Below are 18597 nucleotides of genomic sequence, written 5' to 3'. Positions count from 1 at the left end.
GCGGAAGCAGGCTCCGATGGAAAGGGGCGATTCCCCGGGAGCCCGTCCGAACGGGCGGGAAAGTGAGGCTGGACCGGCGCTTACGCCGCCTACCTCGTCATTCTGGCGAAAGACGAAATCGCCAAGTAGGCCGGGGTGGAGCGTTTTCGCCCTCTTTGCACCGCCAAGGCCCCGTCTATACTCCCGCCAACCAACGCCCACCTCTTTGCGGCAGAGTGCAGCTCACGTGCCCCATACCGCGCCACCCGCCTTTCTGAACCCCCGGACGACCACCGAATCGGCCCGGCACGAGCTGTTCTTCCTCAACTATTTCCGGCTGGCCCAGGCCCTGGTTTATGCCGGCCTGGCCTTCAGTCCGCCCGCACTGGGCTGGCCGCGGCTGGGCGACGCCGATTTCGCCCGCATCGTGGCGCTGGCTTATCTGGCTTTCGCGATCATCAACGCGGTAATGACCCGGCGCGCGATGCCGTGGACCAAGCTCATCACTTCAGCCTCGCTGGTGGTGGACATCGTTGCCGCAGTGCTGGCCATCGGCGCCATGCAGGATGCACGCATCGGCATCGCCATGATGCTGGCGGTGAACCTGGCCGCAGGCGCCCTAATGCTGCCGCTGCGCCTGGCACTGTTCTTCGCCGCACTGGCCACGCTGGGAATGCTCGGCCATTCACTGGTGGATACACAGACCGACAACATCATCACCGACCGCCAACTGCTCGAATCGGGCCTGTTCGGCCTCGCCTACTTCGCCATCACCATGCTGTGCTATGTGCTCAGCCGGCAGCTCCGCGCCACCGAGGCGCTGGCCGAACAGCGCAGCATCGATCTGGCCAACCTGGCGCAAGTCAACGAATTGATCATCCGTCGCATGAAAACCGGCGTGCTGCTGGTCGACGACGCCAACCGCATTCACCAGATCAACGAATCGGCGTGGATGCTGCTGGGCAACCCGACCGCCGATCAGCGCGACCTCGGCCGCGTCGCGCCGGAGCTGTCGCGCCGCCTCTATCACTGGATCACCTCGGGCAAGCTCGACGAAACCGCGACCCAGCTCGCCGATGGCGTGCCGGAAGTGGTGCCGCGCTTCAGCCGTCTGGCGCCGAACGACGACTCGCACGTGCTGATCTTCCTTGACGACACCTCACTGCTGTCGCGGCGCGCGGAAGAACTCACGCTCAGCTCGCTGGGCCGCCTTTCCGCCTCGATCGCGCATGAAATCCGCAACCCGCTGGCCGCCATCCGCTACTCGGCACAGCTGCTGGCGGAATCGCACGATCTGGGCGCCACCGACCAGCGCATGGTGGAGATCATCAACAACCACTGCGTGCGCCTCAACGAGATCATCGAGAACATCCTGCAGTTGTCGCGACGCGAACGCTCGCGTCCGGAAACGCTCGACCTCGGCCGCTGGGCACAGGACTTCGTGGAGGAGTACCGCCAGGGCAACGACCTGGGCGGCGACACCCTGCGCGTCATCAGCAATGGCAGTGAGCCCGTCGCCGCCGTCGCCGATCCGCAGCAGCTGCAACAAGTCGTGTGGAACCTGGTGCAGAACGCCCTGCGCTATGGCCGCATGCCGGGCGAGCCGGCGCGAGTGATGGTGGTGGCGCGGCACGGCGAACATGGCGTACCGATTCTGGAAGTGATCGATCGCGGCCCGGGTATCGCACCCAAAGTGGCGGCACAGATCTTCGAGCCGTTCTACACCACGCACGAATACGGCACCGGGCTTGGCCTGTACCTCGCGCGCCAGATGAGTGAAGCGAATCAGGCCGCACTGGAATATGTGCGCGTGGCGGGCGGCGGCAGCTGTTTCCGTCTGGTACTCACGCCACCTGCGCGCGGCCCTGGCGAATTGAGTCAGAACACAGCGGAAGAGCGCGCAAGTTCGCGCTCTTAAGTCGCGCGAACGATCAGATCGACCGGCAGCACTTCGGAGCCCACCGGCTCGTCGTGGATCAACGCCAGCATCTTCCTCGCCAGCAGGCTGCCGCCCTCCTGCCAATCCTGCCGCACCGAACTCAGCGGCGGCTGGAAGCTCGCCGCCAACGGCATGTCGTCGTAACCCACCACGGAAACATCGCGCGGCACTTTGCGGCCCAGCGCTTCCAGTGCGCGCACCGCGCCCATCGCCAGCAGATCACTGCAGGCGAACAGCGCATCGAAGGCTACGCCGCGTGCGGCCAGCGATTGCACGGCATCGTCGCCGGAGGCCAGGGTGAATTCGTCGCGACGGATCAGCAGCGGCTTCACGCCATGCTCGGCCAGCGCATCGACGAAACCGCTCAATCGCTCGAAGATTTCCGGGTGCCCGGGATTACCCACGAACACCGGATTGCGCCGCCCCTGCGCAATGAAATGCTCGGCCACCGCCTTGCCGCCCTGGCGGTTATCGCTGCCCACCACGATGTGATCGTCGTGATCCGCCTGCGCGCCCCACACGACCATCGGCAAGCCGAGCTTGTCGAAACGGCGCACCGCATCCTGACGCACACCCTGCCCGAGCAGGATCATGCCGTCCGCAGCCTGCACCGCCGCCGCGCTGGCACCTTGGCGGGTCGTCAGCAGCACGCTGTAGCCGGCCGCGGTCAGCTCCTGCGAAATACCGCCGAGCAACACCAGCGGATACGGATCGAACATGGTGCGATCCGTACTCGGCTTCATTTCCACAATCACCGCCACGGTATGACTGCGGCGCAGGCGCAGATTGCGCGCGCTGACATTGAGCTTGTAGCCCTGCTCGCGCGCCAATGCCTGGATGCTCTCGCGCGTATCGCGAGTGACCAGCGGACTGTTGCTGAGCGCCCGCGATACGGTGATCTTGGATACCCCGGCGAGTTTCGCCAGGTCGGCCATGGTCAGGCTTGTCGATGCCGCTTTGCGCGGGGGCTTACCTTTGCTTCGACTCAAAACCTAAGCCTCGGCTGTCTCCATGAGTGGTTCTGCGGCTGGGGGCCTGGGTTGGGGGCCGGGTTGGCTGCAGTGGGGTGCAGTTTGTCGGTTTGTGGGGGGCGCGTCCAACTTTGGGTTTGGTAGCTTGTCGCTGCGCATGGTTTTGCGATGCGTTTTCTATTTGAGCCCTTCTCTCTTTGAGACGGTGCCGGCAGGCGGATGAGGGTTGGCTCTTGCGGCGCCCTTCCTACTCGTCATTCCGGCGTAGGCCGGAATCCAGAGTGGTGTGCTTCGATTGTCGCGTTGTCGCGACCGGGCTCGCCTGCGGCGGGGTTTCGTCCTCCTGCCGGAGGCCGAGTTACTTTTCTCTGCTTGCCCAGAGAAAAGTAACCAAAAGAGAGGGCACCCCTCTTGCGTGCCCTCCGGCTTCGCCGGCGGGTCCGTGAGGCTTGGCCGGGCTTTTCGACAGGACATCCATGTCCTGTCGAAAAGGAACCGGCATCCATGCCGGTTCCCCTGCGGGCCTTTTCGTCCAACCCTCACCGCTCCACAGGGGACCCGTTACGGGCTCGCTTACGCATCGCCTTCTAGAGCAACAGCTCTCTCTCCCCTCTGGGGAGAGGGTTGGGGTGAGGGGTGGGTGCTCGGGATCGCGTGGCTATTTGTTGTTGGAGTTCTCTTGAGCCCCCTACCGCCACGTGACACGATCTTGCAGATGACCAGCAGACCCTCTGCAGCACAGCACCTGCGCGACCTCGCGCGGCTTCGTCGCGTCCGTGATCGGATCGATCGCGATTACGCGCAGCCGCTCGATGTCGAGGCACTCGCACGCGGCGTGCACATGTCGGCCGGGCATCTCAGTCGCGAGTTCCGACTTGCCTATGGCGAGTCGCCGTACTCCTATCTGATGACGCGGCGCATCGAGCGCGCAATGGCGTTGTTGCGTCGTGGCGACTTGAGCGTTACCGAGGTCTGCTTTGAAGTTGGCTGCGCGTCGCTGGGTACCTTCAGTACGCGCTTCACCGAGCTGGTCGGCATGTCGCCCAGCGCCTATCGGCGCCAGGAGGCGGACGCGACGGTGGGGATTCCCTCGTGCGTGGCGAAGCAGGTCACTAAACCGGTCAGGAATCGAGAAGCGCCGGCGACGGAGCCAGAACTAGACTGAGCGCCATGGATTTCACCCCCACTGAGAGAGACGCCATGGACCTCACTATTCACTCAAGTTTTCTCCCGCAGAACGACCCGGACGCCGCCCTGGCCTTCTATCGCGACACTCTCGGCTTCGAGGTCCGCAATGATGTTGGATACGGCGGAAAGCGCTGGATCACGGTCGGACCGGCGGGCCAGCCCGGCACTTCCATCGTGCTGTATCCGCCGGATGCCAGCCCTGGCGTCACCGACGACGAACGCCGCACCATCGCCGAGATGATGGCCAAGGGCACCTTCGGCATTCTTTTGCTGGCCACCAGGGAACTCGAGGGTACCTTTGAGCGGCTGCAGGCCAGCGACGCCGATATCGTGCAGGAGCCCACTGATCAGCCGTACGGCGTGCGCGACTGCGCCGTCCGCGATCCCGCGGGCAACATGATCCGCATCCAGCAGCTGCGCTGAACCACACGACGGTCGGAGACACGATGAGCAAGGTCATGAAGACGAAAACGCAGTCGCCTGCGCCGCACACCGCCGACCGCCACGATCTGATCCGCGTGCAGGGCGCGCGCGTGAACAACCTCAAGGACATCAGTGTCGAGCTGCCGAAGCGCCGGTTGACGGTGTTCACTGGCGTCTCCGGCTCGGGCAAGAGTTCGCTGGTGTTCGGCACCATCGCCGCGGAATCGCAGCGGCTGATCAATGAGACCTATAGCGCTTTCGTGCAGGGATTCATGCCGACTTTGGCGCGGCCCGAGGTAGATGTGCTCGACGGCCTCACCACCGCGATCATCGTCGACCAACAACGGATGGGTGCCGACCCACGCTCCACGGTCGGCACCGCCACCGACGCCAACGCGATGCTGCGCATTCTTTTCAGCCGCCTTGGCAAGCCGCACATCGGCCCGCCGGGCGCGTTCGCCTTCAACGTGCCCTCCGTCAAAGCGGCCGGCGCGATCACCGTCGAGCGCGGGGCCAAGACGAAGACGGTGAGAGAAACCTTCACCCGCACCGGCGGCATGTGTCCACGCTGCGAGGGCATGGGCAACGTGAGCGACATTGATCTGTCGCAGCTCTACGACGACAGCAAATCGCTCAATGAGGGCGCACTCACCATCCCCGGCTACAGCATGGACGGCTGGTTCGGGCGCATCTTCACCGGCTGCGGTTTCTTCGACCCGGACAAGCCGATCCGCAAGTTCAGCAAGAAGGAGCTGCACGACCTGCTCTACAAGGAGCCGACCAAGATCAAGGTCGACGGCATCAACCTGACCTATGAAGGCCTGATCCCGAAGATCCAGAAATCGATGCTGTCGAAAGATGTCGACTCACTGCAGTCGCATGTGCGCGCATTCGTCGAGCGTGCGGTGACTTTTACCACTTGCCCCGAGTGCCACGGCACCCGGCTCAGCGAGGCAGCACGGTCGTCGAAGATCAAAAAGATCAACATCGCCGAAGCATGCGCGATGCAGATCAGCGACCTCGCCACATGGGTCCGCGGCCTCGACGAACCGTCGGTGGCGCCGTTGCTCGCCAAGCTGGTACACACCCTCGATTCATTCGTGGAGATCGGGCTGGGCTACCTCTCGCTCGACCGGCCATCCGGCACGCTGTCGGGCGGCGAGGCGCAGCGCGTCAAGATGATCCGCCACCTCGGCTCCTCGCTCACCGATGTCACCTACGTCTTCGACGAGCCGACCATCGGGCTACATCCGCACGACATCCAGCGGATGAACGAGCTGCTGCTGCGGCTGCGCGACAAGGGCAACACCGTGCTTGTGGTGGAACACAAGCCCGAGGCGATCGCCATCGCCGACCACATCGTCGACCTTGGCCCCGGCGCCGGTACAGCGGGCGGCACCGTCTGCTTCGAGGGCACGGTCAATGAATTGCGCGCCAGCGGCACCGTCACTGGCCGTCATTTCGACGACCGCGCCGCGCTCAAGAAGACGGTGCGGAAGCCGGCCGGCAAGCTGGCGATCCGCAGCGCGACGACGCACAACCTGCAGAGTGTCAACGTCGACATCCCGCTCGGGGTGCTTTGCGTGATCACCGGCGTCGCCGGCTCCGGCAAGAGTTCGCTCGTGCACGGTTCGCTACCTCAACAGAAAGCAGCCGCCGACGCGGGCGTGGTGTCGATCGACCAGAGCGCCATCCGCGGCTCGCGGCGGAGCAACCCGGCAACCTACACCGGCCTGCTCGATCCGATCCGCACGGCGTTCGCGAAAGCCAACGGCGTGAAGCCGGCGCTGTTCAGCGCCAACTCCGAAGGTGCCTGCCCGACCTGCAATGGTGCCGGCGTCATCTATACCGACCTGGCGATGATGGCCAGCGTCGCCACCCTCTGCGAGGAATGCGAAGGGAAGCGGTTCCAGGCCGAGGTGCTGAAATACAAGCTCGGCGGGAAGGACATCAGCCAAGTGCTCGCGATGCCAGTCACCGAGGCGGCCGCATTCTTCGCCACCGGCAAGGCGGCAACGCCAGCCGCGCACAAAATCCTCGAGCGGCTCGTCGATGTCGGGCTCGGCTACCTCAGCCTCGGCCAGCCGCTCACCACCTTGTCAGGCGGCGAGCGGCAGCGGCTCAAGCTCGCCACGCATATGGGGGAAAAGGGTGGCGTCTACGTCCTCGACGAGCCGACGACCGGCCTCCATCTCGCCGACGTCGAGCAACTGCTTGGCCTGCTCGACCGGCTCGTCGAGGCCGGGAAGTCGGTCATCGTCATCGAGCATCACCAGGCGGTGATGGCCCACGCGGACTGGATCATCGATCTTGGGCCGGGCGCCGGTCACGATGGCGGCCGGATCGTTTTCGAAGGCACGCCCGCCGACCTCGTCGCCGCGCGCTCCACCCTGACCGGCAAGCATCTCGCTGCTTATGTCGGCGCGCCGCCGAAGCCCTCACGGGCAAGTTGAGACAGACGCCCTCGCCCGTTTCGAGTTTCAGCAAGGAACTCGATCTTTCCTCATCGCAATGAAGGATGGCTGCCCGGCGCAAGGCTGTCGGGCAGCGGCTTGCGGCTCGTTCGCCGAGCAAATACCCGCGGCCTTTCAGCACCCCACTAGCACCCTAACTCCATGAAATTACTGCAATGCAGCAAATGATATCGATATCTTGATATCGATATCATTTGCTGCGAAGCTCCGCCCCGACCAGCCACCGTGCGCTCCTGCGGTAACGCCGCGAGCCACCGTACAAACACTAGAAACATTGGGGAGCGCATGTTGGATCACCACGAGACGGGGTTGGCCGCCGCCGCACCTGTGCCTTATGACGGCGCGCCGACCGATCCCTGGGTGCTGACCCGTCATGGCACCGATCCCGCCGGCTTCGCCCAGGACGAGAGCCTGTTCGCGCTGGCGAATGGGGCACTGGGGGTCCGTGGTGGTCTCGAGGAAGGCGAAAGCCCCAGTCAGGCGAGCTTTCTGTCGGCGGCGTGGGAACGCACGCCGATCGAGTATCACGAGCGCTTCCCCGGCTTCGCCGCACATACCGATACACGCATCCCGGTGGCCGATGCCACGCGCATCCAGCTGCGGCTGGGTGACACGCCGGTGCGGCTAAGCGAAGGGGAATGGCTGGCGTTCGAACGTGTGCTGGATCTGCGCGCGGGCTGCTATCGCCGCCGGCTGCGCTGGCGTTCGCCGACGGGTGCAACGCTTGAGATTGAAGCAGAACGCATCGTGAGCCAGGAAGAACCGGGCCTACTGGCGCTGCGTTACCAGGTGCGCTCGGTGGATTACCACGGGCCGATCACTCTGGAGTCTTCGATCAGCACCGCGCGCGACGCGGCCGAACAGGGTGCCGATCCGCGCATCGGCACCCGCCTCAATGGCGGGCTGCATACCGCCGATGCCGGCGCGGACGAAGCCGTCGCCTGGCTCCGCCAGCAGACCACGCACAGTGGCATCCGCCTGGTCTGCGCACAGAGCCATCGCGTGCAGGACGGCAGTCTCGATTTCCATTTCGCCAACCTCGCCCAGCATGGCGTGGTGCAGACCTATACCGGCACGCTCGCGCCAGGCGCGGCGGTGACCATCGAGAAGTACGTCGCCTACGCCTGGACGCAACCGAACGGCAACGATCAAGACGGCGAACTGTTTGCGCGCGCCCATGCCTGCCTGCAGCGCGCTGCGCGTATGGGTTATGCCGCGCTGCTCGAACGCCAGACGCAGGCACTGGCTACGCTATGGCAAGACGCCGATCTTGCGATCGACGGCGACCCGCGCACCGAGCAGGCGCTGCGTTTCAATCTGTTCCATCTCTTCCAGTCCAGCAGCCGCGACGGCCACAGCAGCACCGCCGCCAAAGGCCTTACTGGCGAAGGCTATGAAGGCCACTACTTCTGGGATGCCGAGGCTTTCATGCTGCCGGTGCTGGCGACGCTCGCGCCAGAGCTCGCGCGCGGCATGCTGCTGTATCGCTACCGCACGCTCGACCGCTCGCGCCTGCATGCGCGCGAGCTCAATCACGCCAGCGGCGCGCTGTTCGCGTGGCGCACCATCAGCGGCGACGAGTGCTCGGCCTATTACCCCGGCGGCTCGGCGCAGTACCACATCAACGCGGCGGTGGCCTGGGCGATCCGCCTGTATGTGGATGCCAGCGGCGATCACGATTTCATGCGCGAGCACGGCGCCGAAATGCTGTTCGAGACCGCGCGCATCTGGCTCGACATCGGCCACTTCAATGCACGGCGTGGCGACGCGTTCTGCATCCATGAAGTGACCGGGCCGGACGAGTACTCCGCCCTGGTCGACAACAACCACTACACCAACCGCATGGCGCAACGGCATCTGCGCGATGCGGCCGCGACGGCAGTGTGGATGGCCGGTGCGGCGCCCGTGGCATACGCCGCGCTGTGCGCGCGTATCGGCCTGGGCGAACACGAGATCGCCGCATGGCGGCGCGCGGCCGAGGCGATGTATCTGCCGGTCGACCCGCAACTTGGCATCTTTCCGCAGGACGATGGTTTTCTCGACAAGCCACGCTTGCCCGACCATCTCACCACGCAAGACAGCGACGAGCACAAGCGTCCGCTGCTGCTGCGCCTGCATCCGCTGAGCATTTACCGCCACCAGGTGTGTAAGCAGGCCGACACCCTGCTCGCCCTGATGCTGGCCGGCGACGGCGTGGATCGTGCCGCCAAGCGACGCAATTTCGATTACTACGAAAGCGTCACCGTGCACGACTCCACCCTGTCGGCATCCACCTTCGGCGTAATCGCTGCCGAAGTGGGCCTGGCCGGCAAGGCGTATCGCTATTTCCAGGACAGCCTGCGGGTGGATCTGGATGACTCGCACGGCAACGCTGCGCACGGCATTCATATGGCCGCGATGGCAGGCAGCTGGCTCGGACTGAGCTGGGGTTTCGGCGGTCTGCGCGTGATCGACGGCCAGCCGTCGCTGGCGCCGCGACTGCCGGCCGCGTGGAAAAGCTACCGCTTCGGCCTGCGCTGGCGCGATGCGCAGCTTCGCGTGGAGGTACGTGCCGACGGCGTGCGCTACACCCTGCTGCGCGGCGATGAATTGCGCTTCCGCCACGACGGCCGCGAACAACACCTGCGTGCCGGCGAAACGCTGCGCTTGCCGCGCGCCGATGCGATCCCGAATCGCCGCTCACCACTGCCGCCGCTGCAGGCGGTGATCTTCGATCTCGATGGCGTCATCGCCGACACCGCGGTGGTACACGACGCTGCGTGGCGCAAGCTCGCCACGGAGATCGGCCTGCCATTCGACCGCCAGCTCGGCGAACGCCTGAAAGGCGTGGACCGCCTCGGCTCGCTGGAGATTCTTCTGGAAGGCGCCGGTCGCTCCTATTCGCAGCAGGAAAAGCTCGCGCTGAGCGACCGCAAGAACGACTACTACCGCGAACAGATCGAACGCTTCGGGCCGGAGCAATTGCTGCCCGGCGCCCATGAAGCCATCGCCTCGGTGCGCGCCGCCGGCCTCAAGGTGGGCCTGGCCTCGGCGAGCCGCAACGCGCCGCTGTTGCTGGAGCGCATGGGCATCGCCGGCCTGTTCGACTACATCGTGGACGCCGCGAACATCCAGCGCTCCAAACCCGATCCGGAGATCTTCCTGGCCGCCGCCGCCGGACTCGGTGTGCCGCCAGCCGCCTGCCTCGGCGTGGAAGACGCCGCTGCGGGCATTGCCAGTATCCACGCCGCCGGCATGGCCGCCGTCGGCATCGGCCAGCCGGCAGCACTGGCGCAGGCCGAAACCGTGTTGTCCGGCCTGGACGCTTTCCGCATCGACGATTTCATCAGTAGTGAAGAGCCGTGGCTGGCCGTCGCAGGGGACGTGGCCAGCCATAACGTCACATAAAAAGCCCGATTCCAAGGGTGGGGAGGTACGACCATGAGTAGTCAAAGCTTCAGTCGACAGTTGTTGGCCGCGGCGATCGTCACCGCGCTCACGCTCGGCTCGGTCTATGCGCAGGACAATGCGCAGACACCGCCGCCGGCCAACGCACAAAACAACGCGCAACCGGATCAGCAGGCACCCAAGGCACCACCGAAGACACTGGAACAGGTCGTGGTCACCGGTGCGGCCAACGTCGGCGGCATCAAGAAGATCGATGCCAGCTACTCGATCACCGCCGCCACCGCGGAGCAGATCAAGGAAGCGAACCCGAAAAGCACCGCGGACCTGCTGAAGATCTCGCCCGGCCTGTGGCCCGAATCCACCGGCGGCCAGACCGGCGCCAACATCGAAATCGCCGGCTTTCCCGGCGGCGGCGACGCGCCCTACTTCACCACGCAGATGATGGGTTCGCCGCTGTATGGCATGCCCACGCTGTCGTTCTTCGAAACCACGTCGATCTTCCGTCTCGACGACACGGTGGATCGCGTGGAAATCCTGCAGGGCGGTCCGTCGGTGGTGTTCGGCGACGGCCAGATCGGCGCCACCGCCAACTTCATGCTCAAGCAGGGCACGGCCAAGCCATCCGGCAGTATCGGCCTTACCTACGGCAATGAAGGCCTGTGGCGCGGCGACGGCTTCCTCGGCTTCAAGGTGGCCGATAACTGGTTCGGCAGCGTCGGCGGTTTCTGGCGCAAGTCGGACGGCGTGCGCAGCCCGCAGTTCAGCGCGGACAAGGGCGGCCAGTTCACCGCCACGCTATCGCACACCATGGATAACGGTTCGCTGATGCTGTATGCGCGTGTGCTCAACGACCGTAACCAGTTCATCACGCCGATCCCGCTGATCCAGCACGGCAGCGACAGCTTCTCGTCCTACCCGGGGTTCGATCCGCTCACCGACACGTACTACAGCAAGTACATCCAGCATGTGAACCTGCCCGGCTATCCCGGCGGCGGCACCAGCGCCAACCTGGCCAACGGACGCGGCGCCAAGATGAATTTCTTCGGCGGCAACTTCGACTATGACCTCAGCGGCGGCTGGACCATCTCCGACAAGTTCCTGCTCAACCAGGGCGACGTCGATACCAATGCGCTGTTCTCGGGCTCGAATCCGGACACGCTCAACAACATGCTCTATTACACCTCGACCGACCTGGGCGGCCTGGGCCTGCCAGCGCAGGGCATACCCATCGGGTCGGCCACCGCGACCTACGTCAATGGTGGCGGCGTCGTTGATCCAAACCAGAGCGTGATCCATCAGGGCTGGTGGTACATCCACAAGCATCTGAAGAACATGAATAACGACTTCCGCCTGAGCAAGGAGTTGTTCGAGGGCAATACGCTTACCGCCGGCATCTACCTCGCGCACTACACCATGAACGACAAATGGGCGTTGGGCAATCAGATGCTGATGACCAACACACCCAATGCGCGACCGATCCAGGTCGTCGGCAACGGGAAGTCCGTCACCGACTACCAGGGCTTCCTCGACTACGGCGCCTACAACATCGCGCAGAACGGCAAGTCAACCAACAAGGCGTTCTATCTGTCCGATTCCTGGCGCATCGGGCCTTGGCTGTTTGACGCTTCCGCACGCGTCGAGAACCAGGATTCGACATTGCACGTGTGCAACCTGCACAACGTCAACCTGGATGGCAATGCCAACACGCTGTACGACAACAGCACACCGGTATGCGATGGCACTTTCGCCACCACCAAGTACGACAAGACCCATACCTCGTGGACGGTCGGCGCGAACTACGAGCTGGCCGACAACATGAGCGTGTATGGTCGCGTGAACAAGGGTGCGCACTTCGGCGACTTCGACAACGCGCTGCGTGGCAACACCACCGGTAATACGCCGCCGCTGCAGAAGGTGCAGAACTTCGAGGCAGGCTTCAAATATCAGTCGCAGTTGGTCTACGCCGATATCACGGTCTACCACCGCCAATTCAGCGGCCTGCCGTACCAGCCCACCAATGCCGCCGGCGCCCCGGTCGGAAGCCCCCTGCTGTACGGCTCCGACTCCAAGGGCATCAACCTGAGCGGCGCGGTGATGCCGATCGACAACCTGAAGGTGCAGGTGGTTGCCAACTATCTCGACGGCCACTACTCGCATTACTCGGCCTGCATCCCCTACAACAACCAGGTGGTGGGCAACGGATGCGCCTTCATCAACGGCAAGCAACTGCAGCGTCAGCCGAAGTTCCGCTACATGCTGATGCCGAGCTACCGCTTCCTGTTCCCATGGGGTGATGTCACGGCTTTCGTCACCTATACCCACGTCGGTCCGCATACCCAGGACCAGTCGGCGCTGCAGCAGCTGGGCTCGTATAACACCTGGGATTTCGGCATCGTGGCGAATGTGGAACAGAACTGGGAACTGCGCCTGCAGGGCACCAATATCACCAACGAGCTGGGCCTGACCGAGAGCAATTCGCGCATCTTCGGTTCTGCGGCGGGCGCGGGCGGCGTGATCCTGGCCCGCCCGCTGGAGGGACGTGAAGTCAATTTCCAGGTGAAGTACAAGTTCTGACCATACCCCCTCCCCTGCGTGCAGCAGGGGAGGGCTGGGGTGGGGTGAAGCCCCTCAAGTTTGCAGCGACATCACAAGGGCCCACCCCTCCCAACCTCCCCCTGCTTGCAGGGGGAGGAGTTAAGAGCCAGCCACAAGGGATTTTCAGCTTCGCCGCTTGCGGCGGATGGCCCGGATCGCGGTACTCCCCTCACGATCCGGGCCATGTTTTGATCACCATGCTCGACCGACCGAAGAGACGCCCATGACCCGTTTCCGCATGATCGCCGCGCTGTCCTTGATCTACATCGTGTTCGCGATCCTGCTCAACAGCGTGGGCACGGTGATCCTGCAGTCGATCCACACCTTCGGCATCGACAAGCCGCAGGCGAGCCTGCTGGAGTTCTTCAAGGATCTGCCGATCGCGATCACCTCGTTCCTGGTCGCCTCGTTCCTGCCGATGATCGGTTATCGGCGCGCGATGATGATCGCGCTCGCCATCGTCGGCTGTGCCTGCGCGCTGATGCCGCTCTATCCCAATTTCCATACCACCGAGCTGTTGTTCACTTGTGTCGGCATCGCCTTCGCATTGACCAAGGTCTCGGTGTATTCCTCGATCGGCCTGTTGACCAGCGACAAGGTCGAACACGGCCGGCTGACCAATACGATCGAGGGCCTTTTCATGTTCGGCGTGCTGATCAGCGGCTGGCTGTTCAGCGCTTTCATCGACCATGCCGCGCCGGCCAATCCGGTCTGGTTCAACGTGTACTGGGTACTCGCCGCACTATGCGTGCTGGTGTTCCTGCTGCTCGCCACCACTCGGCTCGACGAATCCGCCGCGCATAGCGCGCGCACGGATTCGCTGGGCGGTTCGGTGGCGGCGATGATGCGGCTGCTGATGCGTCCATTGGTCTACGTGTTCCTGATCTCGGCTTTTCTCTATGTCTTGATCGAGCAGAGCTTCGGTACCTGGCTGCCGACCTTCAACAACGAGATCCTCAAGCTGCCGAACGCGATGAGCATCCAGGTCGCCAGCATCCTGGCCGGCACCACCGCCATCGGCCGCATCGCCGCTGGCCAAGTGCTGCGCCGCATGCCCTGGCATACGCTGCTGAATATCTGCGTGATCGGCATGGGCCTGCTGGTGCTGATCGCGCTACCGCTTGCCCAGCACACCGTGGCCCGCCCCGACGTGGGCTGGCTCAATGCGCCGTTGGCCGCCTATCTGTTGCCGCTGATCGGCCTGCTGATGGCGCCAATCTATCCGGTGATCAACTCCGTGGCGCTCAGCTCGCTGCCCAAGCCGATGCATGCGGCCATGACCGGACTGATCGTGATCTTCTCCGCGCTCGGCGGCACCCTGGGCTCGCGCATTACCGCCGTGGTGTTCTCCAGCTTCGGCGGCATCCACGCGTTCTATTTCTCGCTGGTACCGATGACCCTGGTGCTGGTCGCGCTGTTCTTCTTCAAGCGCGAAGCGGACCGCGCCAACGCATCGGCGCCCGCCTCGATCGACTTTGCCGCGGAGTGATCCGCGCGCCGTCCTACCGCTACGTTCCAATAAGTGCAGGCAGACAAGGAAATGCTGATGGGAGATGTGATGAAACGTCGTAGCCTGGGCCTTGCCGGCTCATTTTTCATCGGGCTAGGCCTGCTCACGGCCGCCTTTGCCGCACCGGCATCCAGCCAGACCGATCCGAGCTTTGTGCTCACCGGAACTGCGGCGAATTTCGACAGCTACTTCCCCAGCTATCTCGCCAACGGCTACTTCTCCACCATGACCTCGCCGCGCGGCACCGAGCCCAACATGGGCTACATGGTCGCGTTCATGGACTACGCCAAGGACGATATCGCGCGCCCTGCCGCCATCCCCGGCTGGAGCGAGATCGACTACAACCAGGGCGGCGGCTGGCTCAACTCCACGCGCCTCGCGAAGGAGATCTTCACCGACTACGCACAGACCCTGGACATGCACGAAGGCACGCTCAGCACGCGCTACCGCTTCGTGTATGCCAATAAATCCACCGATGTGAAAGTCAGCACCTTCGTCAGCCAGGATGCGCAGCATCTGGCTGCCACGCGACTCTCGATCACACCGCAGTTCGACGGCAGCGTGCAGATCACCTTTCCGATCCGCCTGTGGTCGGAGTATCAGCCGCGCTTCCCCATCGCCAAGATGACCGGCGACGAGATGATCGCTGCGGTCATCGCCAGCGGCCAGAATCTGGACAACAAACCCGTGCCCACGCCAGACCGCTCTGCCGTGTGGTATCGCGGCATGACGCGTGTCCTGTCCAGCGACGGCGACGCCAAGGACCTCACTTTGTGGCTTGATGGCCGCGCCGAGCAGGGCCTGAGCATGGCGGAAGCAGCGGCGATCAGCCTGCCGAAGGATCTGGTCATCGAAAGCGCCAAGCTGGAAAAGGGGTCGAACCGTCTTTCGCTCAACATCACCGCCAAGGTGCAGAAGGGCCACACCTACGACTTCACCAAGTACGTCGCGCTCACCCGGCAGAACTGGGGCGGCGATGCCAAAGATGCACTGAGCATGGCCAAGGCCGCGCGCCAAATCGGCTTCGACAAACTGCTCGCCGCGCATCAAACGGCATGGCATGAACTGTGGAAGTCGGACATCGTCATCGAGGGCGATGCCAAGGTGCAGCAGGCCGTGCATTCCGATCTGTACTATTTGCTCTCCAATTCCACCAGCGGCACCGCATGGCCCATGGGCGCCTGCGCGCTGACACCGGGCTATGCCGGCCATGCGTTCTGGGACAGCGACTCATGGGTGTTCCCCGCCCTGCTTCTGCTGCATCCCGAGCGTGCCAAGCCGATCGTGATGTTCCGCGCCCGCACCATGCAGCCCGCGCGCGATCGCGCGAAGCAATACGGCGTGAAGGGCACCATGTATCCATGGGAGGCGGATCCCGAGACCGGCGTGGACTACACGCCGCACTTCGCCTATGGCGTATTCCGCGAGATCCACGTCAACGCCGATATCGCCATTGCGCAGTGGCAGTACTACCTCGCCACCGGCGACGACGCATGGCTGAAGCAATATGGCTGGCCGGTGATCCGCGAGATCGCCGAGTTCTGGACCAGCCGCGTCACCTACGACAAAGCGCACGACCGCTACGAGATCCACCACGTCACCTCGCCCGATGAGGCGTACGACGATGTACCGAACGACTCCTTCACCAATGCCGCCGCGCGCAAGGCACTGACCATCGCCATCGAAGCGGCGAAGAAGGTGGGCGCGACGCCGGAACCGCAGTGGTCAGACATCGTCGCCAAGATGTACATCCCGTTCGACGAAAAGGAACAGCGCCACCTGGATTTCGACGCCTCGGTGCCGCACGACAAGATCACCTGGATGGGTTCCTCGCTGGTGTGGCTGATGTATCCCAACCTGGATCTGCCGATGTCGCCGCAGGTGCGCCGCAACAACTTCGACTTCCAGCTGCACGAGCTGAAAGTGCACGGCGACGATCCGAACGAGATGATGATGGTGATGCTCGCCGTCGGCGCTGCCCAGTTGGGCGACGCCAAGACCGCCGGCGAATGGATCCATCGCAACCTGGTTGGCTTCCTCAAGCCGCCGTTCAACGTGCGCACCGAAACCGTCGCCAACAACGCCGGCTACATCCTCGCCACCTCGGCCGGCTTTGTGCAGAGCTTCGTGTACGGCCTCAGCGGCCTGCGCATCGACGACAAGGGTCTTACCGAAGCCTATGCACCCGCGCTGCCGCCGGAATGGAAGTCGCTCACGCTCAAGAACATCCATTTCCGCGGTAGGCGTTATGACATCCGCATCGACCATGCTGCCGACGGCAAAGCCAAGCTAGTCCGCAAGGAGTTATAGCCATGAACCAGCGACGCGCTTCATTTCCGCACAACAGCATGCGGTTCGCCGCACTGCTCCTGACCTGCTCTCTCGCCACCGCAGCCATGGCGAAGGACGCAGGAGACCCAGCGAAGACGCGCAGCTATATCGACCGGACCTGGACCACGCTGACGCGCTCGATGAATGACTGCGCCTCGCTGGTCGATCCCAAGATCAAGGCGCAGCCGGTGTTGTATCTGCCGGCCCAGTGGCCGGCTCCTGCCGCGATGGTGGAAGTCGCCAAGCGTTGCAAAGTCGATATGCGCCCGCTGCCGCGACCGATTCGGCAGCTGGGCGAGATCGACGCTACCCAGTTGCCTGCGCAAGGCCTGCTCTATCTGCCGCATCCGTACGTGGTACCCGGCGGCTTCTTCAATGAGATGTACGGCTGGGACAGCTATTTCATCGTGCTCGGCCTCAATGCCGATCACCGTACCGAACTGGCGCGCGACATGACCGACAACGCGCTGTTCGAGGTCGAACACTACGGCGGCGTGCTCAACGCCAATCGCACCTACTATCTGAGCCGTTCGCAGCCCCCCTTCCTCTCCGCCATGATGGCGGTGGTGCTTTCCGATCCGAAGAGCTTCCACAGCGACGACGAAAAGCGCGCGTGGCTCGCCAAAGCGTACCCATTGGCGGTACGCAACCACGACATCTGGACTCGTCCGGAACACCGTGCCGGCGACACCGGCCTCGCCCGCTACTACGACTTGGGCAACGGCCCGGTGCTCGAAGCGCAGGACAGCGAGTTCTATCTCAGCGTCATCAAGTGGCTGCTCGCACACCCGTCCGACGATCCTGGCTATCTGGTCAAAGGTGCCGAACACCCCGATGACACCGAAGCGGCGCGCCTGAAGAAAGAAAGTTGCGACGTACGCGCCTCCAAGGTCTGCGCCGGCGCGTGGATGGACGGCCGCCGCCTGAGCATCGACTACTTCCACGGCGACCGCGCCATGCGCGAATCCGGCTTCGACACCAACTTCCACTTCGGCCCCTTCGGCGGCTCCACCCACCATTACGCCGCGGTGGACTTGAACAGCCTGCTCTACCGCTACGAACGCGACCTGCACGACTTCGCTTTGCAACTGGGCAAGGTGGACGACGCCGAGCGTTGGGCCAAGGTGGCCGACGCGCGCAAGCAGGCCATGAACAAATACCTGTGGCGCCCGGAATCAGGCATGTATCGCGATTACGACTTCGTCGCCGGCAAACCCTCCGCCACGCCGTACCTCACCACTTACTACCCGCTGTGGGCCGGCGCCGCCTCCAAAGAACAAGCCGCCGCCGTGCGCGACAAACTTTCCCTCTTCGAACGCATGGGCGGACTCGCCATGGACAACCAGCCCAGCGGCGCGCAATGGAACGATCCGTTCGGCTGGGCGCCCACCAACTGGCTCAGCATCTCCGGCCTCGACGCCTATGGCTTTCACGACGACGCCCGCCGCCTCGCCGCCAAGTTCAGCGCCACACTCGACCGCAGCTACGCCGCCGACGGCACCATCCGCGAGAAATACAACATGGCCAAGGGCAACGCCGATGTACGCGTGACCTCCGGCTACACCGAGAACGTCGTGGGTTTTGGATGGAGTAATGGCGTGTATCTGAAGCTGCAGGAGATCCTGCAAAGCGCGAAGCAGCCGACGACGGAGCACGCGAAATGAGCCATCACGCCAGCCGAACACACCAAAGTAGCAACGCCATCCCGAGCGCCAGCCCTTCACCCCAACCCTCTCCCCGGAGGGGAGAGGGAGCTGCTCTTTTTCTTTTTCGCTAGGCGATGCGAAGCGAGCCCGTAAC

General features: G+C 63.9%; 10 protein-coding genes. 9 read left to right on the top strand and 1 reads right to left on the bottom strand.

The features are described from left to right. Window positions 1-226: 226 nt before the first annotated feature. Window positions 227-1897, top strand: a complete 1671-nt coding sequence (locus ISS97_RS06825; protein WP_379987011.1) for a sensor histidine kinase — start codon at window positions 227-229, stop codon at window positions 1895-1897. On the opposite strand, the gene ISS97_RS06820 is transcribed toward ISS97_RS06825, so the two are convergent. Beyond that, the gene (locus ISS97_RS06820; protein ID WP_379987012.1) at window positions 1894-2853 is read right to left on the bottom strand and encodes a LacI family DNA-binding transcriptional regulator; all 960 of its coding nucleotides are present in this window, start codon (window positions 2851-2853) and stop codon (window positions 1894-1896) included. The genes ISS97_RS06825 and ISS97_RS06820 overlap by 4 nt on opposite strands. Window positions 2854-3604: 751 nt before the next feature. Here ISS97_RS06820 and ISS97_RS06815 point away from each other — a divergent pair. From ISS97_RS06815 to ISS97_RS06780, 8 genes are all read left to right on the top strand, one after another. After that, window positions 3605-4054: a helix-turn-helix transcriptional regulator gene (locus ISS97_RS06815; RefSeq protein ID WP_379987013.1), complete on the top strand. Its 450-nt coding sequence runs from the start codon at window positions 3605-3607 to the stop codon at window positions 4052-4054. A 5-nt stretch (window positions 4055-4059) separates the two neighbouring features. Further along, window positions 4060-4500 carry a VOC family protein gene (locus tag ISS97_RS06810; protein WP_379987014.1) on the top strand — a complete coding sequence of 147 codons (441 nt, stop codon included), beginning with the start codon at window positions 4060-4062 and terminating at the stop codon, window positions 4498-4500. A gap of 23 nt (window positions 4501-4523) precedes the next feature. Beyond that, window positions 4524-6953, top strand: coding sequence for an ATP-binding cassette domain-containing protein (locus ISS97_RS06805; RefSeq protein WP_379987015.1), 2430 nt, complete (start codon window positions 4524-4526; stop codon window positions 6951-6953). Between the two features lie 306 nt (window positions 6954-7259). Beyond that, window positions 7260-10361 (top strand): beta-phosphoglucomutase, encoded by a 3102-nt coding sequence (gene pgmB / locus ISS97_RS06800; protein ID WP_379987016.1) that lies wholly within the window; start codon window positions 7260-7262, stop codon window positions 10359-10361. 33 nt (window positions 10362-10394) lie between these two features. Continuing rightward, window positions 10395-12935 (top strand): TonB-dependent receptor, encoded by a 2541-nt coding sequence (locus ISS97_RS06795; RefSeq protein WP_379987017.1) that lies wholly within the window; start codon window positions 10395-10397, stop codon window positions 12933-12935. Window positions 12936-13179: 244 nt separating this feature from the next. Beyond that, window positions 13180-14445: an MFS transporter gene (locus ISS97_RS06790; RefSeq protein WP_379987018.1), complete on the top strand. Its 1266-nt coding sequence runs from the start codon at window positions 13180-13182 to the stop codon at window positions 14443-14445. Window positions 14446-14514: 69 nt separating this feature from the next. Further along, window positions 14515-16776 (top strand): glycosyl hydrolase family 95 catalytic domain-containing protein, encoded by a 2262-nt coding sequence (locus tag ISS97_RS06785; protein ID WP_379987019.1) that lies wholly within the window; start codon window positions 14515-14517, stop codon window positions 16774-16776. Between the two features lie 2 nt (window positions 16777-16778). Next, entirely contained in the window at window positions 16779-18461 is a 1683-nt protein-coding gene (locus tag ISS97_RS06780; RefSeq protein WP_379987020.1) for a trehalase family glycosidase, read from the top strand. The last annotated feature ends 136 nt before the right edge of the window (window positions 18462-18597 follow it).

Source organism: Dyella koreensis, assembly GCF_044904565.1.
GTDB lineage: Bacteria > Pseudomonadota > Gammaproteobacteria > Xanthomonadales > Rhodanobacteraceae > Dyella_D > Dyella_D koreensis.
The sequence above is the reverse complement of the archived record's forward strand: the minus strand, read 5'-3'. Positions and strand labels throughout refer to the sequence as shown.